At 51.7% G+C, this 24425-nt stretch carries 20 protein-coding genes and 1 riboswitch; of the genes, 10 read left to right on the forward strand and 10 right to left on the reverse strand.

The window, feature by feature from the left end; all coding sequences use genetic code 11:
* Window positions 1-428: 428 nt before the first annotated feature.
* From DXV75_RS03390 to mobA, 5 genes are all read left to right on the forward strand, one after another.
* Entirely contained in the window at window positions 429-1727 is a 1299-nt protein-coding gene (locus DXV75_RS03390; protein WP_245953112.1) for a CmpA/NrtA family ABC transporter substrate-binding protein, read from the forward strand.
* A 25-nt stretch (window positions 1728-1752) separates the two neighbouring features.
* On the forward strand, window positions 1753-2745 hold the full coding sequence (locus tag DXV75_RS03395; RefSeq protein ID WP_115591949.1) for an ABC transporter permease: 993 nt from the start codon (window positions 1753-1755) through the stop codon (window positions 2743-2745).
* Between the two features lie 17 nt (window positions 2746-2762).
* Window positions 2763-3617, forward strand: coding sequence for an ABC transporter ATP-binding protein (locus DXV75_RS03400; protein ID WP_115591951.1), 855 nt, complete (start codon window positions 2763-2765; stop codon window positions 3615-3617).
* Between the two features lie 98 nt (window positions 3618-3715).
* Complete coding sequence (locus tag DXV75_RS03405) at window positions 3716-4927, forward strand: alginate export family protein (RefSeq protein WP_115591954.1); 1212 nt, start codon at window positions 3716-3718, stop codon at window positions 4925-4927.
* Window positions 4928-5093: 166 nt separating this feature from the next.
* Window positions 5094-5702: a molybdenum cofactor guanylyltransferase gene (gene mobA / locus DXV75_RS03410; RefSeq protein ID WP_147291790.1), complete on the forward strand. Its 609-nt coding sequence runs from the start codon at window positions 5094-5096 to the stop codon at window positions 5700-5702.
* Between the two features lie 69 nt (window positions 5703-5771).
* On the opposite strand, the gene DXV75_RS03415 is transcribed toward mobA, so the two are convergent.
* The 4 genes from DXV75_RS03415 to ccoG form a co-directional block, all read right to left on the reverse strand.
* Window positions 5772-6398, reverse strand: coding sequence for a thiol:disulfide interchange protein DsbA/DsbL (locus DXV75_RS03415; RefSeq protein WP_115591958.1), 627 nt, complete (start codon window positions 6396-6398; stop codon window positions 5772-5774).
* A 161-nt stretch (window positions 6399-6559) separates the two neighbouring features.
* Window positions 6560-8488 carry a TonB-dependent receptor plug domain-containing protein gene (locus tag DXV75_RS03420; RefSeq protein ID WP_115592179.1) on the reverse strand — a complete coding sequence of 643 codons (1929 nt, stop codon included), beginning with the start codon at window positions 8486-8488 and terminating at the stop codon, window positions 6560-6562.
* Between the two features lie 62 nt (window positions 8489-8550).
* A riboswitch (cobalamin riboswitch) is annotated at window positions 8551-8794 on the reverse strand.
* Window positions 8795-8857: 63 nt separating this feature from the next.
* On the reverse strand, window positions 8858-9838 hold the full coding sequence (locus tag DXV75_RS03425) for a serine/threonine protein kinase (protein WP_115591960.1): 981 nt from the start codon (window positions 9836-9838) through the stop codon (window positions 8858-8860).
* Between the two features lie 2 nt (window positions 9839-9840).
* Window positions 9841-11274 carry a cytochrome c oxidase accessory protein CcoG gene (ccoG, locus tag DXV75_RS03430; RefSeq protein WP_115591962.1) on the reverse strand — a complete coding sequence of 478 codons (1434 nt, stop codon included), beginning with the start codon at window positions 11272-11274 and terminating at the stop codon, window positions 9841-9843.
* 249 nt (window positions 11275-11523) lie between these two features.
* Between ccoG and DXV75_RS03435 the strand changes: the two genes are divergently transcribed.
* Both DXV75_RS03435 and DXV75_RS03440 read left to right on the forward strand, forming a co-directional pair.
* Window positions 11524-11880 (forward strand): hypothetical protein, encoded by a 357-nt coding sequence (locus tag DXV75_RS03435; protein ID WP_115591964.1) that lies wholly within the window; start codon window positions 11524-11526, stop codon window positions 11878-11880.
* 153 nt (window positions 11881-12033) lie between these two features.
* Window positions 12034-12558, forward strand: a complete 525-nt coding sequence (locus tag DXV75_RS03440) for a DUF3016 domain-containing protein (RefSeq protein WP_115592180.1) — start codon at window positions 12034-12036, stop codon at window positions 12556-12558.
* Between the two features lie 55 nt (window positions 12559-12613).
* Here DXV75_RS03440 and DXV75_RS03445 read toward each other — a convergent pair whose 3' ends face one another.
* Window positions 12614-14374, reverse strand: a complete 1761-nt coding sequence (locus tag DXV75_RS03445; RefSeq protein WP_115591966.1) for an acyl-CoA dehydrogenase family protein — start codon at window positions 14372-14374, stop codon at window positions 12614-12616.
* Window positions 14375-14618: 244 nt separating this feature from the next.
* On the opposite strand from DXV75_RS03445, the gene DXV75_RS03450 reads away from it, so the two are divergent.
* Window positions 14619-15986, forward strand: a complete 1368-nt coding sequence (locus tag DXV75_RS03450; protein ID WP_115591968.1) for a S41 family peptidase — start codon at window positions 14619-14621, stop codon at window positions 15984-15986.
* A gap of 23 nt (window positions 15987-16009) precedes the next feature.
* Here the strand turns inward: DXV75_RS03450 and DXV75_RS03455 are convergent, their stop codons facing one another.
* Genes DXV75_RS03455 through DXV75_RS03475 form a run of 5 tightly spaced genes read right to left on the reverse strand, consistent with a single transcriptional unit; the run spans window position 16010 to window position 19722 of the window.
* Complete coding sequence (locus DXV75_RS03455) at window positions 16010-16882, reverse strand: hypothetical protein (RefSeq protein WP_115591970.1); 873 nt, start codon at window positions 16880-16882, stop codon at window positions 16010-16012.
* The gene (locus DXV75_RS03460; RefSeq protein ID WP_115591972.1) at window positions 16879-17340 is read right to left on the reverse strand and encodes a DUF1425 domain-containing protein; all 462 of its coding nucleotides are present in this window, start codon (window positions 17338-17340) and stop codon (window positions 16879-16881) included. The genes DXV75_RS03455 and DXV75_RS03460 overlap by 4 nt, the downstream gene beginning before the upstream one ends.
* On the reverse strand, window positions 17330-18565 hold the full coding sequence (locus DXV75_RS03465) for a COG3014 family protein (RefSeq protein ID WP_115591974.1): 1236 nt from the start codon (window positions 18563-18565) through the stop codon (window positions 17330-17332). The genes DXV75_RS03460 and DXV75_RS03465 overlap by 11 nt, the downstream gene beginning before the upstream one ends.
* Complete coding sequence (locus DXV75_RS03470; RefSeq protein WP_115591976.1) at window positions 18522-19163, reverse strand: penicillin-binding protein activator LpoB; 642 nt, start codon at window positions 19161-19163, stop codon at window positions 18522-18524. Before DXV75_RS03470 ends, DXV75_RS03465 begins: the two co-directional genes overlap by 44 nt.
* Window positions 19164-19185: 22 nt before the next feature.
* Entirely contained in the window at window positions 19186-19722 is a 537-nt protein-coding gene (locus DXV75_RS03475) for a hypothetical protein (protein ID WP_115591978.1), read from the reverse strand.
* A 416-nt stretch (window positions 19723-20138) separates the two neighbouring features.
* Here DXV75_RS03475 and DXV75_RS03485 point away from each other — a divergent pair, with 416 nt between their 5' ends.
* The gene (locus DXV75_RS03485) at window positions 20139-21197 is read left to right on the forward strand and encodes an efflux RND transporter periplasmic adaptor subunit (RefSeq protein ID WP_115591981.1); all 1059 of its coding nucleotides are present in this window, start codon (window positions 20139-20141) and stop codon (window positions 21195-21197) included.
* Window positions 21198-21200: 3 nt separating this feature from the next.
* Window positions 21201-24311 (forward strand): efflux RND transporter permease subunit, encoded by a 3111-nt coding sequence (locus DXV75_RS03490; RefSeq protein WP_115591983.1) that lies wholly within the window; start codon window positions 21201-21203, stop codon window positions 24309-24311.
* Window positions 24312-24425 lie beyond the last annotated feature (114 nt).

Genomic DNA, 24425 nt, shown 5'->3' on the forward strand with positions numbered 1-24425 from the left:
CGTGTGGGCTTGGGATCTTGAAAAATTCGACTTTTCTCCGCAGCAAACGCGCACAGTTAGTGCGCAGTTGCACTGAAAATAACCAGTGCAGAATGATGCAAATACGACAAGTTTTATTAAACTTATGAAAAATATAGGTTTTTAATTTTGGCATCAAAAGTGCCTATATAAAAACAGTGCAAGCCAAAAGGGGCTTGCAACTCACATGACAACGAATTTATGCAAGGTGGTTTTTGACCGTCTTGTTGGCAAAGAAGCCCACGCAGCCTGATGGAGTGCCCATCTTAGCTGGTGGGCTTTTTTTTTGGCTAAGAGGAATGCACATGAAATCGTCGACATCATTATTCGACATCAGCAAAGCAGTAAAGAAGTTCGCTTGTTCACTGGCTGTGGTGACGAGCCTGGGAAGCCTGACGGCAGGCTCGGCGATGGCCGAAGACATTGGCTGGCCTGAGAAGGAAGAGCTCAAATTTGGCTTCATCAAACTGACCGATATGGCACCATTGGCTATTGCCTATGAAAAGGGCTATTTCGAAGATGAAGGGCTTTACGTCACGCTGGAAGCACAGGCCAACTGGAAAGTATTGCTTGACCGTGTGATTGACGGGCAACTCGACGGCGCGCACATGCTGGCCGGACAGCCTTTGGGCGCCACCATCGGGTTTGGCACCCAGTCACACATCATTACTGCATTCAGTATGGATCTGAACGGTAACGGTATTACGGTTTCCAACGATGTGTGGGAACAGATGTCCAAATACGTGCCTGAGAAAGATGGGGTGCCGGTTCATCCGATCAAAGCGGATTACCTGAAACCCGTGGTAGACAGCTACCGCACTGCCGGTAAGCCATTCAACATGGGGATGGTGTTCCCGGTTTCCACTCACAATTACGAGTTGCGTTACTGGTTGGCAGCAGGCGGTATTCACCCTGGATACTACGCGCCTCATAAAGGCGATACTTCCGGCCAGATTGATGCTGAAGCATTGCTTTCGGTGACTCCGCCACCGCAAATGCCAGCCACCATGGAGGCGGGTACCATTTATGGCTACTGCGTAGGCGAGCCCTGGAACCAGCAGGCAGTATTCAAAGGCATTGGTGTACCGGTGATCACCGATTACGAAATCTGGAAAAACAACCCGGAAAAAGTTTTTGGTGTCAGCAAAGCCTGGGCCGATGAAAACCCCAATACTCACATTCGGGTGGTAAAAGCCATGATCCGTGCAGCCATGTGGCTGGATGCAAACAACAACGCTAACCGCCCCGAAGCGGTGAAAATACTGGCCAAAGCCAATTACGTGGGCGCCGATGAAGAAGTACTGGCTAACAGTATGACCGGTACCTTTGAATACGAAAAAGGCGACAAGCGGGAAGTGCCGGACTTTAACGTATTCTTCCGCTACAACGCCACCTATCCCTATTACAGCGATGCCATCTGGTATCTGACCCAAATGCGCCGCTGGGGGCAGATTTCCGAGCCTAAGTCTGATGACTGGTTTATGAAAACTGCCCGAGAGGTGTATCGCCCGGATATCTATGCACAAGCGGCAAAAGCGCTTATCGCTGAAGGCAAAGCTAAAGCGGAAGACTTCCCGGACTTTGCTACTGAAACCGGTTTCAAAGCGCCACAAAGTGAATTTATTGATGACGTTGTCTACGACGGTACCAAGCCGAATGCCTATTTGGAGCAGTTCTCGATAGGCCTGAAAGGCGAGACGGTACTTTAACTCAAGCTGACGGGAGCACATTCTCATGAGTAAATCAGTCCCCCTGGTGACCACACTGTCGCAGTTGCGTCCGCAGTCTTTTGCCAGCAACTTGCCGCAAAAGCTGCAGGGATTACTGTTGCCGGTGATAGGGCTGCTGTTGTTCCTGGCTATCTGGAACGGTGTAGCCAAAACCATTGATACCTCTCTGGGCCAGTTTCCCGGCCCGGCGCAGGTGTGGCAACAAGCAGGGTCGCTGATTAACGAGCACAGTGCCCAGCGGGAAAAGGCCGAAGAGTTTTATGCCCGCCAGGAAGAGCGCAATGCTGCCAGAGTGGCCAAGGATCCAGGTTATGAACCCAGGATCCGGCCATTCACTGGCGCACCAACCTACCTCGATCAAATCTGGACCAGCCTGTACACCGTTATGGTGGGTTTCCTGATTGCCTCGCTGGTGGCGGTGCCGGTAGGGATTCTGTGCGGCTTGAGTAAATCGGCGTACACCGCCATCAATCCGCTTATTCAGCTGTTTAAGCCAGTTTCTCCGTTGGCCTGGCTACCGCTTGTAACTATGGTAGTCAGTGCCCTTTATGTTTCCGACGACCCGATGTTCGCCAAATCCTTTGTCACCTCTGCTTTCACGGTGTCGTTGTGCTGTTTGTGGCCAACACTGATCAACACCGTGGTCGGGGTATCGAACATTGACAAGGACCTGCTGAATGTCAGCCGGGTACTGAGGCTTAAACCTCTGACTCACCTGACTAAAATTGTTCTGCCCTCATCCATACCCATGATCTTCACGGGTCTGCGTTTGTCGTTGGGTATTGGCTGGATGGTATTGATTGCGGCAGAAATGCTGGCGCAGAACCCAGGGCTGGGTAAGTTTGTCTGGGACGAGTTCCAGAACGGCAGTTCGGAGTCGCTGGCGCGGATAATGGTAGCGGTGCTGACCATTGGTGCCATCGGATTTGTGCTGGACAGGGTGATGCTGGGTATTCAGCGCGTGGTGAGCTGGGACAAAAGCAGTGCACTGCGCTGATTAGACAGGAGAAGACCATGACTGCAAAGCATTTGGAACTGACTCAGGTAGGAATTGATTTCCCTACCCCAAAAGGGCCCTTCAACGCCCTGACCGATGTAAATCTGAAGATTGCCAAAGGTGAGTTTGTGTCATTGATAGGCCACTCCGGTTGCGGTAAATCTACCGTGCTCAATATTGTTGCCGGGTTGCACCAGGCCACCACCGGTGGTGTGATTCTGGACGGCAGCGAAGTGCGTGAGCCCGGCCCGGAACGAGCCGTAGTGTTTCAGAATCACTCATTACTGCCATGGCTGAGCGTTTATAAAAACGTCGAGCTGGCAGTGAAACAAACCCAACAGGGTAAGAGCAAAAAGGCATTGCGCGACTGGGTGATGCATAACCTGGAACTGGTGCATATGACTCATGCGCTGGACAAACTTCCAGCAGAAATTTCCGGTGGGATGAAGCAGCGTGTGGGCATTGCCCGCGCACTGGCGATGGAGCCCAAGGTGCTGCTGATGGATGAACCTTTTGGCGCATTGGATGCTTTAACCCGAGCGCATCTGCAGGATTCCCTGATGGAAATTCACGCCGACCTTGGTAATACGGTAATCATGATCACCCACGATGTGGATGAAGCCGTGTTGTTGTCAGACCGGATTGTCATGATGACCAATGGTCCGTCTGCCACCATTGGGGAAATCCTCAACATCAATTTAACTCGCCCCCGGGATCGAATAGCGCTGGCGGACAACCCGGAATACAACCATTACCGGCATGAGGTGCTAACCTTCCTGTATGAAAAGCAGCGCAAGGTTGAGCCGGTTAGTGCGCATCGCAAAAATACCTCAAAGGGTAGCAGCAAAGGGAAAAAGCCTGATGCGGCCTGAATCTACTCAGTAATGAATTGAATAATTAAAGTTTGGTGAACCCTGCTGTCTTCGGGCGGTGGGTTAGCCCCCCTCACACTCAATTTAAGGAAATTGCTATGAAAATTCGTCGTTTAGTTACTCCGGTTAGCACGCTGTCCATGGCTATAGCAACTGCTGTTGCTCCGGTTGCCCAAGCGGCTGACTGGTATGAAGCCCTGTCAAAAACCACTGCCAGCGCAGAGTTTAATCTGCGATATGAAGCGGTTGAGCAGGATAACGCGCTTAAAGATGCAGACGCCCTTACGCTGCGGTCCAGAATCACATTGGCAACGGGTGAACTGAGCGGTTTTTCCGCCACCGTTGAAATGGAAGATTCAAGAATTGTATTGGGCCAGGGGGACTATTCGGTCCCACCAGCGGGTTACAAGCCGGGTGAGTATTCGGTGATTGCCGATCCGGAAACAACCGAACTCAATCAGGGCTTTGTACAGTATAAAAATTCCGCGCTCACAGTGAAAGCAGGGCGTCAGATCATAGCTCTGGACGGGCATCGTTTTGTCGGGCATGTGGGGTGGCGCCAGGATTGGCAAACCTTTGATGCACTGTCGGTAAAATACCAGCCGAACGAAAACGTAGACGTATTTTATGGATACCTCAACCAGCGCAACCGTATCTTTGCTGAGGCTGCGGACATCGATTCCAAAGATCACCTGTTCAATGCTTCTTATAAAAGTGCGATCGGTAAATTTACCGCCTATGCTTATCTTTTAGAGATGGACATTGAGGCTGAAAACGCGCTTGACACCTACGGTGTCAGTTATGCGGGCAGCGCTACCAGCGGGGACGTTAAATGGCTGTACAGCGCAGAATTTGCGACCCAAAGCAGCGAATCAGCTGCAGCCGATTTTGATGCGTCCTATCTGATGCTGGAAGGCGGCGCAGTTTTCTCCGGTCTGACCGCCAAGGTAACCTATGAGTTGCTGGGTTCCGATAATGGTGAATACGGATTTTCTACTCCGCTGGCCACCCTGCATAAATTCAATGGTTGGAGCGATCAGTTCCTGAGCACTCCAGCGCAGGGTCTTCAGGATATCGCCTTTACGCTGGCTGGCTCCCTTGCGGGGGGCAAGTGGATGGCTGTATATCATGAATTCGATGCCGATGAAGCCAGCGCTGAAATCGACGATCTGGGAAGCGAATTAAATCTGCAATACACTACGACTGTTGCAGAACACGTTAGTCTGGGAGTGAAGTACGCCACCTATTCGGCCGGCGACACCAATGTAGATACTGATAAATTGTGGGTTTGGTTAAACACCAAGTTCTAAGCGGATGCAGGGTTCCTATGATCTGAACTGTCAGAGGAAGCCGAGGTTCATTGAGTCACTAAGGAAAGTGTCGGCTAGGGCGGCACTTTTCTTTTTTTGTCAGTATGGTAACGGTTTATGATATACAGAGGCGGCCAGTTCAATCTGCCGGTAAGGCACACCGGATTTGGCATTAACACTAACGCTTCGCAAGAAGGCCCTCGAAATGCGTCAGGTAAAGGTAGCAGGAGTCATTTTGGCAGGAGGCCATTCAACCCGAATGGGGCAGGATAAAACACAGATGCTGGTGGACGGCATTACCCTGCTTGAGAGAAGCCGCCAGTGTATGCTTGCCTCCAGCGTTAACGAAGTCTGGATTGCCGGACCGCAGGAGGGAGCCCATCCGGATCGACGTTCGGGCATGGGGCCAGCGGTAGTGATTCTTGACTGGCTAAAAAGCCCGTTACTTAACGGTTTCGATTATTGTGTGGTCATGCCGGTGGACATGCCTCTGGTATCACCGCAGATGCTTAACTATCTGATCGAAAACGCTATCCGCAACAAAAGCGCCTGTTATTTCAAACATTACTTTTTGCCTTGTGTCCTGCCGCTGTCGCCGACAGTTAATGAAGTTGGTGAAAAGCTGCTGTCGCTGGAAAATAAACTGTCGATTGGCAGGTTGTTAAACCTCGGGCCTGCGCTAGAACTTGACCCACATCCCAGAGACCTCAACGAGTTGATAAACCTGAATCATCCCCAGGACTGGGATCATTTTATCGGTTTGCGTGAAGCCTGAAGCAATGAGCGTTATGAAGGGCATAAGAAATGCGCCTGCAGGCGCATTTCTTATAGGCTATGAAGGCGATTATTTTTGCTCTGACAACCACACTATCAGGTCGATAATATCGTCTACTGTCATATCTGACGTGGGGGTGGGACGGAAACGGCCGTTAATGATAAAGGTCGGTACTCCGGTCAGGTGATCGCGATACTGTTCCACTACCTTGTTGTTCTTTTTCAGCATGCTGTTGACGCCAAAACTGCTTTCCAGTTTGTCAAATTCCGCTGCATCCACACCATTGACCAAAAAGATGTTTCTCAGGTCTTTCATACCAGTAATGCTGGCGCGCTGCTGATGAATGTAATTGAAAATGGCACCGTTCATGGCCTCTTCCTGGCTGATGGCGCGACCAATCATCATGGCGCGGGTAGCATCGTCCTGAATATCGGCACTGGTAAAGCGCATAAAGTTTACATGCACCTTGTTAAACTGGGTATCTTTACTAATTTTCTGCTTGATTTGCTTTACCAGAGGTTCAAAGCGATAGCAGTGGGGGCACCAAAAAGAGAAAAATTCGATAATTTCAGGGCTGGCAGTAGCCGGTTCATCCAGCACTTCGTAGTGCTTGCCCTCAACCCATTTTCCTTCTGCTGCGCACGCCTGTAGGGGCAGCAGCAACGCTGTGAACAGCAAAACTGCGATTTTTTTCATTGTTGATTCCTGTAGTTTTTTACTGGCAAAAGGTTATCACAGGGTTTTGCCCCCGACCAGTGGAAGCCAACCCGCTTAGGTATCGCTTTATCGTGTTACGTCAGGCGACAAAAAAGCCCGGCATACCAGAAGGTATGGCCGGGCAACGAAGGGAACTCGGTTTAAAGCTGGTATTGAAGTGTCAGAATTGCCCGGCGCTGTTTGCCCTGATAGCCTACGATGTCCTCGTAATCTGCGTTCAGTGCGTTGTCGAGTCGAAGTGCCATTTGCCAGGTATCGGAGATCTGATACGACAGATTCGCCGACACCAGGGTGTAGGGGCGCAGCCCGACAGTTTGCGCAGGTTGTGGGTATGGTGGGTAATAGGTATCCAGGCGGCTGCCGGTATACGCCACATTCAGATATCCTGACCAGTTGCCGCCTGGTAAATCTCCACTTAACCGCAAGCCACCCTGATGGCGGGCACGGCGTAATTCAGGTTGCTGCGTTTCGCTGCTTTCCTGGCTCGCATCCAAATAACTGTAGGTCGCAAGGAAAGAAAAGTGAGCTGCCTGATAACTGATTTCGGCTTCCAGTCCTTTTCGGTGGCTGTCAGAAAGCGCATTTTGCGCAGTAAAACCACTCAGTTCGGAACTGTACACAAAACCCAGAATTTCATCCTCAAGGCGAGCTGAATAGACGCTGACCTGACTGGACCAGTAATTTTGCCACTTGCTGCGGGCCCCAATTTCCCATTCCCTGCTGGTTTCAGGCTGCAAATCGGGGTTTCCAGTGAAACTGTCGGGGAAGTAACCGAAGCGTTCGCTAAAGGTGGGTGTTTTTATCGCCTGCCCAAGACTTACAAATACCTGCTGAGCGGAAGAGGCATCCCAGCTTATGCCAAATCGATAACTGACGGCATCGTCAAATTCGCTGTTGTCGTCGTAGCGGGCACTAACGGTGGCTAACAGAGAATCGGTGACGGATCTGCCAAGTTCTCCAAACGCACTCAGTGTGGTATCGCTTTGCTGTTGATTAGGATCGCCGAAAATTATTGGTCCGCGTTGTTCAAACTCCCGGCGCAGATATTCCAGTCCTCCGGCCGTTTGCCAGTCGGTCAACTGGTAGCGGTTTTCCCAGTTCCATTGATAACGGCGCCCGGTAGTTCCGCCGGCGTCAGAGCTTTCCGTGGTATTGTCGTTGACGTCCTCGCGGTACTGCCATTTAAGCTGGCTGGAATAGGCGCTGTTCATTGGAGAAATGCGCCAGGCCAGCTGGGCGCTGAGTTGCTGCCCATCAGTGATGTTGTTGGCATCGGTCGGTAAGCCACTGGTGATAAAATCCGTGCCATCGTAGTCGTTTTGGTAGTCTACCAGACGCATTGATGCCGACAGGGCATTCTGCTGATTGGGGTGCCAGTCCAGCCCGGCTCCGCCAGTCAGGTTGCGATAGCCATCCCGCTCATTCCCGCCGCGGGAGATATTATCGCCGTCTGTGGAAAACAGGTTGGCGTGAAATCGGGCGCCAAAGTTTTTTGTCCTGTGACTGGAATTCATTCCCAACTCGTAAGTGCCCTGGTTGCCACCGGCAATACGCACCTGTGCCGACATGGGTGTCGCCGAAGCTGAGTAGGTAGTAATGTTCAGAACGCCGCCCATTGCCCCGCTGCCCCACGCTGCGCTCTGAGGGCCGCGTATCAGCTCAACACGCTCTATATCGGCGGTGGTCAGATGGGCGAGGTCAGCCAGGCTTCCCTGACCAATATCGTTAGCGACCACACCATCAATCAGGACGACCAGGTGATTACTTTCACTGCCGCGCAGCCGTATTTCACTCAGGCTGCCTGGGCTGCCCGATTCTGCAATGCTGACCCCCGGCATACTGCGCAGCAGATCGCTGATTTGCCGGGCGCCGGAGCGACGTATGTCATCGCGGGTCAGCAGGCTGGAACTGGTTGCCATACGTTGCAAATCAAACGGCAGGCGGGTGCCGGAGACGGTGAGGATTTCGAATTCGTTATCTGAATTGGACGAAGTGTTCTGGCCAAAGGCGTTGGGTATTTGAATACTCAATGCCAGCACGGCCGCAGACAGGTGTGCTTGAAATTTCATTTTTGAAAAGCTCTTGGTTGTTGCACTCCACCCGAGTGCAAAATCAAACATCTGCCCAATAATGGGCAGTACCTGCTTAGGCCGGTATCCGGACTCGCTCGCACTTTGACAGTGCTGCGCCACCTTCCCATAGCAAACGCGAATCATCACGTTTGAGCTACAGTGGTGTGAGGCTGGTTATCACCTCGTTTGGCGCAGACATCACCCTTAAAGGGTGTGAGCTTACCGTTGCGGGGGCAGTGTCAGCTTTTCACTGACTTCCCGTTTACCCTGACTGGGTCAGGCACCTGAGCTGCGGGGGAGTATAACTTATTGATTAGAAATTAAAAGCAAAGTGGATATTCGTTTTGGCCACAAGATAGACGGCAATTACCAAACCGGAGCGCTTAACTGGAGCGGAGGCTCCTGCAGGGCAGCAAGCTGTTCTTTCAAAGCCAGTATCTGGCCTTCCCAGTATTTGTCTTCGGCAAACCACGGAAATGCCCGTGGGAAAGCAGGATCTTCCCAGCGCTGTGACAGCCAGGCCATATAGTGGACCATGCGCATCGCACGAAGGGGTTCGATTAGGGCAAACTGGCTGCTGTCGAAGTCGTGGAATTCTTCGTAAGCTTCAATCAGGGTTTCCAGCTGCAATTGTTGCTGGTGACGATCGCCACTGAGCATCATCCACAAATCCTGCATGGCAGGCCCCATTCGACAGTCGTCAAGGTCTACAAACATGGGGCCATCACGCCAAAGGATATTGCCGGGATGGCAATCCCCGTGCAGCCGGATCGGGTTGGTACAGTGATAGAGCTCAGACGTCAGCTTTATCAGCGGGTCAAGTATGGCGAAAAACGCAGTCTGGAGGTGGGCTGGCAGCAAGCTGCTGTTAACCAGAATTTCCCGTGGCCGGGTCAGATAGGCGTTGATATCCAGGGTGGGGCGGGCCTCAAATGGCCGACTGTGTGCCACTCTGTGTATGCGCCCGATAAAGCGGCCCATCCATTCAAGCTGGTCGAGATTATCGATTTCAAACTGACGCCCGCCGACAGAAGGAAACAGCGCAAACCGGTACCCCTTGGCTTCGTGCAGGGTAGTTCCGTGGAGCACCGTCGGTGCAACCATTGGGATTTCACTGGCTGCCAGTTCCTGTGCAAATGCATGTTCTTCCAGAATCTGCTGGTTGCTCCAGCGATTAGGGCGATAAAATTTGACCACCCAGCGCTGTCGTTCATCGTCCTGGAACTGATACACCCGGTTTTCATAGCTGTTAAGTGCGAGCAAACCGCTCTGAGGGTAAATACCGCAGGATTCCAGCGCGTCGAGTATGGTATCCGGCCCCAGGCCGGCAAAAGCGAAATCGGTCATAATTATCGGTACAAGAACTTGCTGGCTTCGTTTACTTCCACAATTTCTCCGTCCGGGTCAATGGTGGATACGTGGAACCAAATGTCGGTTACGGCCTTTTCCAGATTGTAGGCGTCGGTCGCCACGGAAACCGGTGAACTGGCTACTTCTCCGCCATCTACGCTGATGGTTTGTTGCCCGGTAAAGGTGTAATCGGGCAAGCCCACAACTTCAATCTGGTAGGTTTGACGGGTTTGGGATTTGTTCAGGATCTTGAGGGTATAAACGTTCTCTATCAGCCCCTGGCTGGTTTCTCGGTAGAGCGAATTGCGGTCACGGATTATGTCCACTTCCAATGGAATACGCATCATCAGATTGGTTATCAACAGGCCCACCATTACCAGTAACACCACAAAGTATCCAATCAGCTTAGGGCGCAGAATGTGGGTGGTGCCTCCGTTCAACTCTTCCTCGGAGGTAAAACTGATAAGGCCTTTGGGATAATTCATTTTGTCCATTACGCCGTTACAGGCATCAACACATGCACCACAGTTAATACACTCGTATTGCAAACCATTGCGAATATCGATGCCGGTGGGGCACACCTGAACGCACAGGTTGCAGTCGATGCAGTCGCCCATGCCATTTTCAGCCAGTTGTGAATGGGGCAGCTTGCGCGGTCGTGGCCCGCGTTTTTCCCCGCGGTTCGGGTTATAGGCAACGGTGAGCGTGTCTTTATCGAACATGGCGGACTGAAAACGGGCGTAAGGGCACATGTGGGTACACATGATCTCGCGCATCCAGCCGGCATTGCCGTAAGTACAAACAGTAAAAAATATCACTGAAAACCCTGCCCAGAAACTGGTATTGAAGGTGACAAAATCAACGAACAGTTCACCAATGGGGGTGAAGTAGCCAACAAATGTCAGAGCGGTTAGCAGGGCGACCGTGATCCAGGCCAAGTGTTTGAGCAACTTGCGCCAGAACTTGTCCACGTCCATAGGCCGTTCATCCAGTTTCATGCGCTTGTTTCGGCTGCCTTCAATCTTTTCTTCAAACCAGATATAGATAAAGGTCCAGGTGGTTTGGGGGCACATAAATCCGCACCACACCCGCCCGGCAAAGGTAGTGACAAAAAACAGTGCGAAGGCGCCAACAATAAATATGTACGCCAGCAGCGTGAGGTCCTGCGGCCATAAGGTCAGGGTGAACAGGGTAAATCGTTGTTCCATTATGTCGAGCAGTATCGCCTGGTGGCCGTTGTACTGGAGCCAGGGCAGCAAGGCAAATATGGCTAAAAAGAACAATCCAAAAAAGCGCCGGAAGGTTTCCAGAGGCCCTTCCACTGCCCGCACATAGATGCGGCTGCGAGGCGCATAACGTATTTGCGCGTCCTGACTGTCGGGCTTGTGGACTTTGACCGGAGAAACGTTTTTCACCGGGATCTGCTCGCTCATTCAAACACTACCTTGTAGAAGACGGGGAGAAAAGACGCCTGGCAGTATAACAGGGGTGGTGAGAAATGGGTTAATTCAGATCAACAAATAGTGAACCGGCAAAAAGGCCTGGAGGCTGTCTTATCTTTGTTCATGATTTATGTTTAGGTATGGTCAGAAATAAGTAAAAGGCCTATATGGTTGCAGGGTTTTACGGTAAGCTGCAACCCTACCCATATCTTTCAATTGCCGTTACAGACAGGGCTTAACATGTTTCGCGCGTTAGTCATTATTGCAGAAATCATCGTTCTGCTATTGGTATTGCGCTCTCCATTTGTGCAGTACTTTTTTGCAGACATACATAATTCTTTGTCAGACTGGCTGGTCGAGATGGCGCAGTTGCCGGACAAACTGGAGCTGGAATCCCTGCAAAAAAACGTTGCCCCACATTTCCAGGCTATGCGGCCGTTCCAGAAACAATATCTTAGTGGGGTGATGTCCAGCCGCAGCAGCATCAACCACTTTCATCAGCTGTATTGCATTTCCGGCGACAAAAATCCCTTCATTTATGGTGCATCGCTGCGCTATTTCTGTTCTTCGATTGAAAAAACCAAACTGCTGGACTAGAGCAATTTTGCAGCGCGTTTCGATTCAGGTTAAATTCAGTCATTCACAACTAAACTGGGCTTCAGGCTAATCTGCCGTGAACCGGGCAATCCCGACAGGGGTCTAATGGATGCAGGTTCATGTCATATCATCTGAAAGGGGTGCAGAATGCGAATGTTAGTATTGACTGGAATGATTGCCGGTTGCCTGGCCTGCGGGGCAGCAACTGCCGCAGCAGAAGTGGAGGTAAACTGGAAGGAACCGGATTCCTACACTGACGTTAAACCGGTGAATGAAACCCGCAAAGGGTTTCAGGAACGCACGTTTTCAGTACTGGAAAAGCATTTTTCTGAACTGGCAGAATCCTTGCCCGATGATTACAACCTGTCCGTGGAGGTGACCAATGTGGATCTGGCCGGGCAGGTGTGGCCAGCAAGCTTCGTTGGCCTCGGGCATTCCAGCTCTGATGTGCGTCTTATTAAACGCTTGGACATTCCTCGTATGACCTTCTCCTATACTCTGGCCGACAGCAGCGGCAAGGTGGTTAAGAGCGCTGACGTCAATCTCAAGGACATGGGTTTTATGGACGGTATTGTGCGGGGTTTCGAGAGTGACAGCTTTCGTTACGAAAAAAATATGCTGACCGAATGGTACGAGGCTGAATTTGAGGATTTACTGGCGAACCAGAGTGCGCACTGAAATGTGAGGTATGCCCGGCAGGCATGCCCGGCAGGGTGATGGCCGGGCAAAGCAACTACAGATAGTCAAATTCACTACCGGATAGTGCCAGCAATGAGTCGCAGCCGGCCAGCATCGCACGCCGGTGAGCTTCCTTGCGGGGTAAAATTCGTTGCTGATAGAACGCACAGGTTTTGCGCTTGCCGTTACGCAAAGCTTCATGGCCGTTGCCTGATGCACAGTCGGCCATACTGAACCAAAGCACCCCAATCAGACAGTAGGCAGAGTAAGCCAGGTAGTCACAGGCCGCTCCGGCAGATTCAGCGGCAGACATGGACAGGCATAGGCTTGATGCTTCCTGCCATTCCCGCAATACATCTGCGGCAAGACTGCGGTTCCCCTCGTCTGCTATCTTGTCCACAATTTCTGAAAACAGTTTTTCTGTTGCCGCGAGACGGTCTCCATTGTCACGTATCAGCTTGCGACCAATCAAATCTGCAGCCTGGATGCCGTTGGTGCCTTCGTACAACTGGGCAATCCGTACATCCCTCATTAATTGCTCCATCCCCCATTCTCGAATGTAACCGTGGCCACCAAAAATCTGCACGCCCAGGCTGGCGACTTCCAGCCCCATATCGGTCATAAAGGCTTTGCAGATGGGGGTTAAAAATTCTATTACTTTGTGAGCCTGCTGGCTGTTGGCACCATCTGCGTATTTTTCGATGTCCATCTGCTGGGCGTACACCATGGCAAGGGCCCGGCATCCTTCTGTCAGGGCTTTTTGGGTCAGCAGCATGCGCGCTACATCGGGCTGGTACAATATTGCGTCGGCTTTGCATTCCGGTTGCCGGATACCCTGAGGTGAACGTGATTGAAGACGCTCGCGTGCGTAGGTCAGTGCGCCCTGGTATGCTGCTTGTGCAACGCCCAGGCCCTGCAACCCAACCTGAAAACGGGCGTCGTTCATCATGGTGAACATGCATGCAAGACCCTGGTTGGGTTCTCCAACCAGCCATCCGGTTGCGCCGTCGTAGTTCATAACACAGGTTGGGCTGGCCTTGATGCCCATCTTGTGCTCGATACTTCCTACGTTGACAGCATTGAGGGCATCCGGCTCACCCTGTTCATTGAGCAGAAATTTAGGCACCAGAAACAGGCTGATCCCCTTCACGCCAAGCGGGGCGTCGGGCAGACGAGCCAGAACCATATGAATAATGTTACTGGTCCAGTCATGATCGCCGCCAGTGATGAAAATTTTACTGCCAGTGATGGCGTAACTTCCATCCGGGTTGGGCTCTGCCCTGGTTGACAATAACCCTAGGTCGGTACCAGCATGTGGCTCAGTGAGGTTCATCGTACCTGTCCATTCACCGCTTACCAGCCGGGCCAGGTATTGTTGCTTTAATGGCTCTGTAGCGTGACGGCTTACCGCCAGTACTGCACTTTCTGTCAGCATGGTGGTCAGACGCCAGCTCAAATTTGCAGAGTTGAGCATTTCATGCACCGGTATCGCCATGCTGTAAGGAAGATCCTGACCATCAAATTCGGCCGGACCCAACATCGCATTCCAGCCGTTTTCAATGTAACTTGCATAGACACGGGCAAAGCCTTCCGGTGTAGTCACCTGGCCATTCTTCAGTGTGCAACCCTGTTCATCGCCATTGCGATTGAGTGGAGCGACTTCTTCTGCGGCAAATTTTCCACCCTGGTTTATCACTTCGGTAGCCAGCTCGAAATCAAATTCTCCAAGCCCCAGTCGCTGATAGTGCTCATCAATCTGAAGCCAGTCCCGCAATAAAAACTGATAATCCGATAGTGGTGCCTGATAGTCTGCCATTGCGCTCTCTTGTTAATATAATTTCAAACAATTGTTTAAATTCTATTATAGGCACAGATTTAAATGCCAGTGTAGGGGGCTTGATTCTGTTTTATATTATTTGACGCTTTCTTTTTGCCTGAAGAGGAATTGCCGTTGAGTTCAGGAAGCGCATAGGAGATAGTAGCCTTGCGTTTTTATGCCGCTTAGTCTGGAATTTATCAGGGCATAGCAAAAAGTCGGGAATGGTTTTGGGGCGAATGGAATGACTGTGAAAGGTCGGTTGCTCAGTGTAGTTGCAATGATCTGCCTGATAGCTGAAGGCCGCTGTGCTCAACAGTCAATACTGGAGGGTATATGGCAGAACCGGCAGCTGCAGTTTTATCTTGAGATTGACGGTGAAGTTTACAAACGTTATCAGTATACCAGTCTGAGCTGTTTTGCGGGCGGTTCAGGCTTTTTACCCGCCGTAGGTGTGATCGGGGATGGGCGTCTGGATCAGCGTTACTCTGTGTCAATAAATGAAGAACGGCTTTACCTGTCGCGACCGCAGGACAACATTCAGGCTGAGCTGACACGGGTTCCCCGTTTGCCCGCCAGTTGCCGTGGGTATCCGGTCGACACGCCCTTATCCAATTTCCACATTCTCTGGTATACGCTGCAGGAACTGTATAACTTCTCTCATTATTCAAAATCAGATTTTATTCACAAGATCAACCAGTTGTTGCCTCAAGTCACAGAGATAGATTTGAGACTCTACCCGGATTCCCAATCTGAATCCCTGGCCGTATTTTCGGTGTTCAGCCAGTTACTGACGGATATGTCCGACCCGCATTTGTTTTTACTTGCCCCGGAACTGCAAAAGTCGGTGTACGGAGACGAGGCGCGAAACCGGTTTGCTGATGTGTATTTCAACCGTCCGAAAACCTATCAGTCGCTCATTCGACAGGCTAAATTGATTAACCCGCAGGTGCGCACTCTGGCCGACGGGAAAATACTCTACAGTCACGCGGGTCACGATTTGTATATCGCGTTTACGGATTTTGCCGGGTATGACAAGGGAAATGGGTTCAGTGATCGTTCTGAGCAACACTTGCGACAGGCCATTGGGGAGCTAACCCGTCTGATAGGCCCTACTACCCATGTACTGCTTGATTTACGCGCGAACAGCGGAGGCTCGGTTCACTATGCCAATATGGCCAGTTCGCTGTTCACTTCCGCTACTGAATATCATTCTTTTATCCGTTACCCGAAACACCAAAAACACCCTAGCCTGCCTCTGTCCGGGACCTATGGGAGTGGCACCGAGCCTGCGTCTCTGACGATCCTGACCAGTCGGTATACAGCCAGTGCAGCAGAATATTTTATATTGAATGTGCGTGGTCAGGCTTTATTGGTGGGCGAGACTACTCGGGGAGCGTTTTCCCCGGTTATTCCCAAAACCCTGCCCAATGGCTGGATTCTTGGCGTGCCGGCGTTCTCGACAGTGTTTGCTGATGGTCGGCTCTTGCCGGAAAAAGAGGGCATTGCACCTCAGATCAGGCAGGCGTGGGGTGATACGTTGCAACCGTTGACTGTGTCACAATGGCATGGGTTAAGAGCCGGGCAGACCGGCCCTGTAACAGCAAACTAGGCCGTTTTGGCCTGATGGGCAAACTACAGAATTTTGCTCAGTGCCTGCATGGTTTCGTAGCCAAGCTGTTCGCCCGTCTCGGCCAGAGTAGGAGGAGTTTGCTCTTCTTCGACCTTTTGGTAGCCGTTGGGAGTCGCTTCCCAACTGATTTTGGGCGCGCCTTTTGAGGCTAACTCCGCTGCAGAGTGAAACATCGCTACAACCTGGCCGTTTTGCACTGATTTAACCGAAACCATAAAGGCCCAGCCGGTTTCTGAGTCGCTGTCGGGTGTCAACAGAATCTCGGTCAGGTAATCGGCAAAGCCAACCAGTGAATCGGTTTCAATTTTTTGTACATCCGCCATATCCTCGGCACCGCCTTGCTTTTCCTGCTGACGCTGGATAAGACGCATGACCGCCGCGCGGTCAACCACTTTGGCTGGTACATTCAAAAATGCACTGGTAAAACCGGAGGCAAATTTGAATCCATCGGCTTCGTTGAAACCTGCGCGTTGCTGTTGCCCAACCCGGACTTCCAGATAATCGGAGGCTGAAACCTCGCCCTGGCCGCTCACTGATCGCTCGTATGAGGCAGGGTCCGTACCTTCCGTTTGAAAGGAATCCTGTGCGGAAAGGTCAACACCGGCTGAACTGGTGCGCCGTGCAAGCTGAAACCACTGACTGAGCTGATCGTCAAACTGCCGGTTCCAGAATACGGCAATCCGGGGCTTCCCTGCGCCATTATATACTTGCTGGAAACCGGACAGTATTTCTGCCCGGTTTGCTCCCGTATCTTCCGGCTCATTGCTTTCGGAAGCGGGCGGAGCAAGCATTCGCGCGGCTTCATGCACCTGAGCCTGAGCACTGCTGAAAACACAGATTGAGGCAATCAGAAAACCGAGCGCACGCCGTTTCATAAGCCTTCCCTCAGTTCAATTACGAAGTAGGCGGCTTGCGGGTTGATGGAAAAGTCCCGGTAGGTGGCTACAGAGTTAGCCGGAATGTAAACCCGTTTCCAGGCCGTTACGTCATCCAGAGGGATTTCATCGGCATCGAAGAAGGAAACCCGTCCTTCAACCTGGAGGTTGTAGTCAGTGTGATTCTTAAGTACCGACCAGGCTTCCAGCGAGTTTGTGGGAGTGCGGCGTGCACCGGCCCGTTGCAGCGATACTTTGATGGTCTGATGACGGGTGTCGTTTTTCTCATTCAGCTCAACCCGATTCAGGCTGTGATCGACAAACACCACCTTGTTGAGGGACAGCCCTTCACGGCGTTGCTCAATTTTATCATCATAGATTTTGGTTTCCTGAGCAAAAGAAACAGGTAACCAGGTCAGTAATGCTAAAAGCATAATTTTTGGCAAATTAGTATTCATTGGCGGCCCATATTATTGTTTGTTGTTCTGTTTGATGATTCAGGTTTGCGGCTTGCGTATTGAGCGGCTGGCCGTCTTTGTCCTGAAAAATAAACTCTACGCCGTTGCCGATGGAGTCGGAGCGGGTAGTGGTAACGTGCACCAGATCAGGCAGATTGTCCCAGTAGCGGGTATCTGCTCTGGGGCGGGCGTTCATCGAAATGGCCATAGAGGCAACCCCAATCAGCGACAGGGCTGCTCCGGCATTTGTCCCGGAGGTACTGCCCAGCCCACCGCTGTAGACCATGGCGGTATTGGACACCGACGACAGTGCACTCCCGAAGGCTTCGGTGTTCTTCTTGAATTCCGCTTTGCCTTCCACTATTCGATCAACCGGCCGGCCTCCGCGGCTGGCAGCCTGCCAGTATATGTCTTCCATTGGGAAAAGCGTCACTTCCTGGCTGGCAGTTGCAAGGCTAACACGTTGATCCTTAAATTTTTTTCCCCGGCGATAAACCAATTGATAGTGACCGACGCCATCTGCCAGTTTACGCGGTGATTTACCGGTTTCGGCGATGATCAGTGTGTCGTGACTGGGATCGGGTAGGGGAAAGTCTGGGCGGAACTGCCGCAGTTCGTTGTAGGCATCCTCTGCCAGGCCTTGTGCGCCCATTTGCTGTGCAGACCAACCGGCCAGAAACATCAGCAGGGCAAAGTCGGAACGGTTTTGCTCTTCTTCAGCAAAGGCATCCTGCATCAGGCCGGACAAAAAGGAAGCCCGGGCGTTGTCAAACTCGTTGCGATAAAGGTATACCAGTCCGCGGTAGTAGTAAGCCATCGCCCGTTCATAGGGCTCGCCTTTGAACGCTTTGCTGCCCTCTTCGTACCACAGCGAGCGCGCCATGCGTGCATCTTCGGTGTCGGCGTAAACCGTTTCGATTTCAGCCAAAGCCTGATCAAACACTTTTTCTGCTTCGTCCACATTACCGTTCAATAATGCGGTTTTGCCGATTTGCAGCAGGTTTAGGACTTTGTTGCGCTGACCTTCCTCAAACAGGGTTTGGAACTGTGCTTGCAGGTAGGCCGGTTTGTTGTTGATGAGTTGCTGTTCCTGATTGGACAGGGCGTATTTGTCGTAGGTTGCAGGGCCCGTGGACCCACAACCTACAACGGATACAGTTAATCCAAGCAGCAGCGTGTTCTTAACGATAGACGATGTCGTCTTGCGCTGTTTTCTTGAATTCATAAATACCGCTCCAAACGATCGTACCTAATTCCAGGTCTACCATTTCGAAGGTGACCTGATGATAACGGGACTTCAGCTGTGTATTTGTATCCATGGCATCCAGTGAACTGATGCGCCCGCCTAGGCGGAAATCGGCACCGGCCGTAGCCTGGGTTGTGCGGATGGTACCAGCATCTACCACGCCTGAGCGTTTGAGTTCACGTTCCTTGTTCACCATGTCTGAAAAATGGCGCCCGACAAATACCATTCTGCCGTTTGCTGCGCGGTTCAGATTGATGCGCAGGCGGTCGGTCAGCATGTTTTTGTTGATGCGCGAAGTGCTTTCGTTAACCAGATATTCGCTGTCGATAATGATACGTCGTGCACTTTCGTTGCTCACCAGCATGGGGTTTTGCAACATATCGCGCATCATCTGATCCGTCATGGAAACGACATCCTGTGATTCCACACCGATCCCTGCAACGGTGCTGCTGGTGCTGGACACATCTTCATAAATGGTATTGCGACCGGCGGCGTTGTCGTAGGTTTTTGAATTTGAAGCACAGCCCGTAGCCAGCAAGGTGATGGTTACAGCGGCTGCTGAGTAAATCTTATTCATTGTTGTTTGCATCCTTTGGCAATTAGTAACCAGCTTGGGCGGTGGCGGAATAGAGGGCCTGCATGTAGCCGTGTTTCAGCTCAGGGTAAATTTCCCAGGTGGCTTCAAGTGCGTCCTGATAATGTTCTGTGTGCGAGTAGTTTACGTAGATATAAACCGCCAGATCCTGAACACTGTTGAAGGACAGATCGGAAGACTCACGAATGAACTCTTCGCCGCCAGCTGCTTCAAGCGCAACTTTGCGACCCAGGGTTTCGCCCACACTCTGACCAATCCAGCCACCAACAAACGGAATGTTTTCTGCCAGTTTCTGGCCGGCGTAGGCACCTACGGCACCGCCAATGGCAGAACCCATTTTGGCATTCACGGCGTTGTCTACCCATTCGGCCAGCACTCCGTCGGAAGTGTACGGAGACATGAATGCACCGGTATTGTCTTCAATCGGGGTTGGGGCAACCATACTGAGTTGGGCCGGAGTTCCGAGGTTTGGTACGGACACACAGCCTGTAACAACAAGCAGCATGGCGCTAAGCAGTGTGAACTTTATGGAATTTTTCATAGTTTTTATCCTTTTATGTTCCAGTGACCGCATCACCGGATTTTTCTCGCTTTCGACTTAAAGCATGAGGATCATTTTTGAGGAAACAGAACGAAGGCTCTAGGTTACTTTTGGGCAATTTATAGGACAATTTTGATCACATTACGGGAATCAGGGCGTACAAGCATGGAAGTGGCTTGCTGGCCAAGGTTCAGTATGTTTTGTGTCAGGTGTTCGGTGGTGCAACAGGAATCAAGGCAGGACAAAAGCGGTAAAAGTGCGAAAAATGCTGATAAGTGAAAAGCGCACTTGGTCAATTTAGGTACAATAGATGAAAATAATAATAAAGTGCTAAATTCTCTAAAAATCCAGCGCTTATCCAGTTTAAAACCACTGTCTTTGGACTGGCACATCAATTTCTGAAGGAACCTGTGTATATGGCTATGCAATCAAAAGTCACGCCCTTGCTGTTTGCCCTGATTTTGTTGGGTGGTTTTGTGGCTTACCTGTTTTTGGAGCAACCACAACCTCAAAAGCCGAGGGGAGGATTTTCGACTCCCGTGAAGGTTGAACAGGTGGCATTGCGCGCTTTCCCGATCACCATTGATGCGCTGGGTACCGCCAAGGCGAATGAATCTGTCACTGTGACAGCCCAGGAAACGGAGGTGATCACACAGGTTAAGTTTGATGACGGCGAGTACGTTGAAGCGGGTCAGTTACTGGTGCAGTTAAATAATGATCAGGAGCAGGCACGTGTTCGTGAACTGGAAGCCAATATCAGCGAGGCGAAACGTCAGTATGAACGAATCAGGAATCTCGCCAAATCCAGTGCTGCCTCACAGCAGTTGCTCGATGAGCAGCAGGCTAGGGTGAAGGTTTTGCTGGCACAGTTGGAGGTGGCCAGGGCGCAATTGCGTGATTTGGAAATCCGCGCACCGTTTTCGGGCTATTTGGGGATCAGGGCTGTGAGCAATGGCTCACTAGTTCGCCCGGCAGATGTAATTACGACGCTGGATGATACCCGCCTGGTAAAGGTTGACTTCAGCGTAGCCGAAAAGTACTTGGCCAGCCTCTCCTCCGGACAGCGGGTAACAGCGACTTCCGTTGCTTATCCCGATACCGAGTTTGAAGGCAAAATCAGTACGGTTGACTCACGCATAGACCCGGTATCGCGTTCGATTTTGGTCAGAGCCATTATCGATAATCCGGATAACAGGTTACGCCCCGGTATGTTGCTGAAAATAACGCTGGAAAAACAGGTTCTTCAGGCGTTGGTAATGGCAGAGAAGGCGTTAGTGCCGGTTGAGGACAAGCAGTATGTGTTTGTGCTGGCCGGAGACAAGGTTGAACAGCGCGAAGTGCAAATTGGTGAGCGCCGGCCCGGCTGGGTTCAGATTCTTGCCGGACTGGAGGCCGGTGAACAGGTAGTCACAGAAGGCACCTTGCGGGTTCGGGATCAGTCTCCGGTGCGCGTACTCAATGGCAGCGAGGGTTAAACCATGTGGCTGTCTGATGTCTCTGTAAAACGGCCAGTGTTCGCCACCGTCGTTAACCTCATCCTGATTATCTTTGGAATTGTGGCGGTGAGTATGCTGTCACTGCGCGAATACCCGGATATTGATCCCCCTATTGTTTCAATCAGCACCAATTACCCGGGGGCATCAGCGAATATCGTTGAAACCCGTATCACCCAGATCCTCGAAGACCGCATCAGCGGCATCGAAGGGATCAAGAACGTGACCTCTACCAGCCGCAATGGTCGTTCCAACATAACCATTGAATTCAAACTGGACCGGGATATTGATGCCGCCTCCAATGACGTTCGGGAGCGGGTTAGCCGGGCACTGAATAACCTGCCTGAACAGGCAGACCCACCGGAGGTGTCGAAGGCCAACTCTGATGAGAGTGCCATTATCTGGTATAACCTGCGCAGTACCAACTTGAACGTGATGGAACTGACAGACTACGCCGAGCGCTTCCTTGTGGATCGCCTTTCGATTGTTGATGGCGTTGCCCGTATTCAGCTCGGCGGTGGCCGAACCTACGCCATGAAGGTTTATCTGGACAGGGATGCTATGGCTGCGAGGGGGATCACCGTCAACGATGTAGAAGCGGTGATCCGCTCCGAGAACGTTGAGTTGCCAGCAGGAGACGTCGAGTCCATCGACCGGGAATTTGAAGTGCGGGTGGCGCGTAGTTTTCTTTCAGAAAAAGACTTCGCACAGCTGGCTGTGGCCATGGGGAGTGACGGATACCTGGTGCGCCTGGGTGAAATTGCCCATGTCGAACTGGCCGCAGAAGATCACCGTACCGAATTCCGTGGCGACGGTGTGAACATGATAGGGCTGGGGATCATCAAACAGTCCAAAGCTAACACCCTCGACGTGGCCCGGGCTGCAAGGGAGCAAATCAAACGCATAGAACGCACATTACCGGACAACATTTTTATTGTTCCCAGTTATGATTCGTCGATTTTCATCGAAGAGTCCATTAACGAAGTCTACAACACGCTGGCAATCGCCATGATTCTGGTCGTGGTGGTGATCTATCTGTTTCTGGGTAACGTTCGCGCAACCCTAATCCCAGCGGTGACCGTTCCGGTTTCCATGATTGCCGCTTTTATTGTGATGTATGCACTGGGCTTCTCCATTAACCTGCTCACCCTGTTGGCACTGGTACTGGCTATCGGGCTGGTAGTGGATGATGCCATTGTGGTGCTGGAAAACATTCACCGTCGTATTGAAATGGGCGAGCCACCCATTCTTGCGGCCTACCGAGGGGCCCGTGAGGTTGGGTTTGCGGTTATTGCAACCACCCTGGTTTTGATTTCCGTGTTCGTGCCGCTGGTATTCCTGGAAGGTAATATTGGTCGCCTGTTCACCGAATTTGCGCTGGCCATTGCTGCTGCGGTGGCGTTTTCCAGTTTCACTGCGCTAACATTGTCGCCGATGATGGGCTCCAAGCTGCTAAAAAAACGTGAGCGTAGCTCGGGTTTCGGTAACTGGATTGACAATCGCTTTAAAGTGCTGGAAGAGCGTTACTATGTCAGTCTGGGCAAAACCCTTCATCAGCCGGTACTGATGAGCCTGATGCTGATATTGTCAGTGGTTGCGGTTTGGTTGTTAATTGGCCGGGTGCCCAGCGAATTTACCCCCAAGGAAGACCGGGGCAACATCTACATTATGATGAAGGCGCAGGAGGGTTCCAGCTTCAAAAGCAATGCGGAAAATCTGCTGAAAATCGAAGAAATTTTGATGCCTTATCGGGAAAGCGGCAAAGCAGATCGATTGCTGGTAAGGACTCCGGGTTTCGGAGGCACGGATGGTATCGCCATAATTGGTGTTGCGCCGTGGAGTGAACGGGATTTTAGTAGTTTTGATTTGATGGCTGAAATCACCCGAAAGCTTCAGGCCGTGCCCGACGTGAGAGCCTTCGCCATAATGCGGCCGGCCATATCCGGTGGCGGTTTTGGGCCGCCGGTACAGTTTGTTCTGCAGGGCGATACCTACGAGAATCTGGTCGAATGGCGCGATATTGTGATCAGGGCAGCCGAGCAGAACCCAGGGTTGGCAGACATTGACTCTGATTATAAAGAGACATTTCCCCAGTTACTGGTGAATATTGATCGCGACCGGGCAGCAGATCTTGGCGTATCCATTAGCGACATAGGCCGTACTCTGGAAGTGATGTTGGGACAGCGCCGGGTATCGACGTTTCTTGATCGCGGCGAAGAGTACTATGTGATCATGGAGGGCATAGAAGAAGACCATCGCAGCCCCGAAAGTATCGACAATATTTACGTGCGCTCACAGCGTACCGGCGAATTGATTCCGATGGACAATCTGTTAACGGTTTCTGAACGGGCGACCTCAGCCCAGTTGAATCGTTATAACCGGATGCGCTCAGTAACCATCACAGCCAACCTGGTAGGGAGTTATACGCAGGGTGAAGCGCTGGCGTTCCTCGAAGAGGTGGTGCGAACCGAGTTGCCGGATGAGGTCTCGATTGACTACAAGGGAGAATCCCAGCTGTATCACGAGTCAGGCAGTTCGTTTATTTTCGTGTTTATTCTGGCACTGGCAGTAACTTATCTTATCCTTGCAGCCCAGTTTGAAAGCTGGGTACACCCGCTGGTGATTATGCTGACTGTGCCGCTGGCCCTGCTAGGTGCGTTTATTGGCCTGTATGTGTCCGGGCTGACGGTGAACATATACAGCCAGATAGGCTTGGTGATGCTGATTGGTCTGGCGGCCAAAAACGGCATTCTGATTGTGGAGTTTGCTAACCAGCTGCGGGACGCCGGGTATGAATTTGAACAGGCCCTGCGTCAGGCCGCCGCCCAGCGGTTGCGCCCAATTGTAATGACCGGCTTCACGACTGTGTTCAGTTCCCTGCCATTGGTACTTGCCAGCGGGCCTGGCGCGGAAAGCCGCATGGTTATAGGGGTAGTGATATTTGCCGGAGTGCTGGTTTCAGCCTTTATGACACTTTATGTGGTGCCCACCGCCTACGCCTGGCTGGCACGCAATACCCACTCGCCAGAAGAACGAAGCAAGGAAGTGGCAAAACTCCAGGAGGCCATTCCATACCGCAAAGGTGAGCCTCACTGAATTCCTGAGCTTTAAACAATGGAGAACGGGAGCACGTTGCTCCCGTTTGTTCGTTGGTACTTCAATTGGCACTGCTACAGCTTTGGTAATTGGGTGGGTAGTGGAGCTTTGTTA

The sequence above is a fragment of the Alteromonas aestuariivivens genome, assembly GCF_003367475.1.
In the GTDB taxonomy this organism is placed as follows: domain Bacteria; phylum Pseudomonadota; class Gammaproteobacteria; order Enterobacterales; family Alteromonadaceae; genus Alteromonas; species Alteromonas aestuariivivens.

Coding starts and splice junctions, on each gene's coding strand:
- ccoG (WP_115591962.1), bottom strand. CDS start 11,274: ATGAGCGAGCAGATCCCGGTGAAAAACGTTTCTCCGGTCAAAGTCCAC.
- DXV75_RS03465 (WP_115591974.1), bottom strand. CDS start 18,565: ATGAATTCAAGAAAACAGCGCAAGACGACATCGTCTATCGTTAAGAAC.
- DXV75_RS03440 (WP_115592180.1), top strand. CDS start 12,034: ATGTTAGTATTGACTGGAATGATTGCCGGTTGCCTGGCCTGCGGGGCA.
- DXV75_RS03490 (WP_115591983.1), top strand. CDS start 21,201: ATGTGGCTGTCTGATGTCTCTGTAAAACGGCCAGTGTTCGCCACCGTC.
- DXV75_RS03415 (WP_115591958.1), bottom strand. CDS start 6,398: ATGAAAAAAATCGCAGTTTTGCTGTTCACAGCGTTGCTGCTGCCCCTA.
- DXV75_RS03405 (WP_115591954.1), top strand. CDS start 3,716: ATGAAAATTCGTCGTTTAGTTACTCCGGTTAGCACGCTGTCCATGGCT.
- DXV75_RS03445 (WP_115591966.1), bottom strand. CDS start 14,374: ATGGCAGACTATCAGGCACCACTATCGGATTATCAGTTTTTATTGCGG.
- DXV75_RS03390 (WP_245953112.1), top strand. CDS start 429: ATGGCCGAAGACATTGGCTGGCCTGAGAAGGAAGAGCTCAAATTTGGC.
- DXV75_RS03475 (WP_115591978.1), bottom strand. CDS start 19,722: ATGAAAAATTCCATAAAGTTCACACTGCTTAGCGCCATGCTGCTTGTT.
- DXV75_RS03485 (WP_115591981.1), top strand. CDS start 20,139: ATGGCTATGCAATCAAAAGTCACGCCCTTGCTGTTTGCCCTGATTTTG.
- DXV75_RS03450 (WP_115591968.1), top strand. CDS start 14,619: ATGACTGTGAAAGGTCGGTTGCTCAGTGTAGTTGCAATGATCTGCCTG.
- DXV75_RS03425 (WP_115591960.1), bottom strand. CDS start 9,838: ATGACCGATTTCGCTTTTGCCGGCCTGGGGCCGGATACCATACTCGAC.
- DXV75_RS03435 (WP_115591964.1), top strand. CDS start 11,524: ATGTTTCGCGCGTTAGTCATTATTGCAGAAATCATCGTTCTGCTATTG.
- DXV75_RS03460 (WP_115591972.1), bottom strand. CDS start 17,340: ATGAATACTAATTTGCCAAAAATTATGCTTTTAGCATTACTGACCTGG.
- DXV75_RS03395 (WP_115591949.1), top strand. CDS start 1,753: ATGAGTAAATCAGTCCCCCTGGTGACCACACTGTCGCAGTTGCGTCCG.
- DXV75_RS03400 (WP_115591951.1), top strand. CDS start 2,763: ATGACTGCAAAGCATTTGGAACTGACTCAGGTAGGAATTGATTTCCCT.
- DXV75_RS03420 (WP_115592179.1), bottom strand. CDS start 8,488: ATGAAATTTCAAGCACACCTGTCTGCGGCCGTGCTGGCATTGAGTATT.
- DXV75_RS03470 (WP_115591976.1), bottom strand. CDS start 19,163: ATGAATAAGATTTACTCAGCAGCCGCTGTAACCATCACCTTGCTGGCT.
- DXV75_RS03455 (WP_115591970.1), bottom strand. CDS start 16,882: ATGAAACGGCGTGCGCTCGGTTTTCTGATTGCCTCAATCTGTGTTTTC.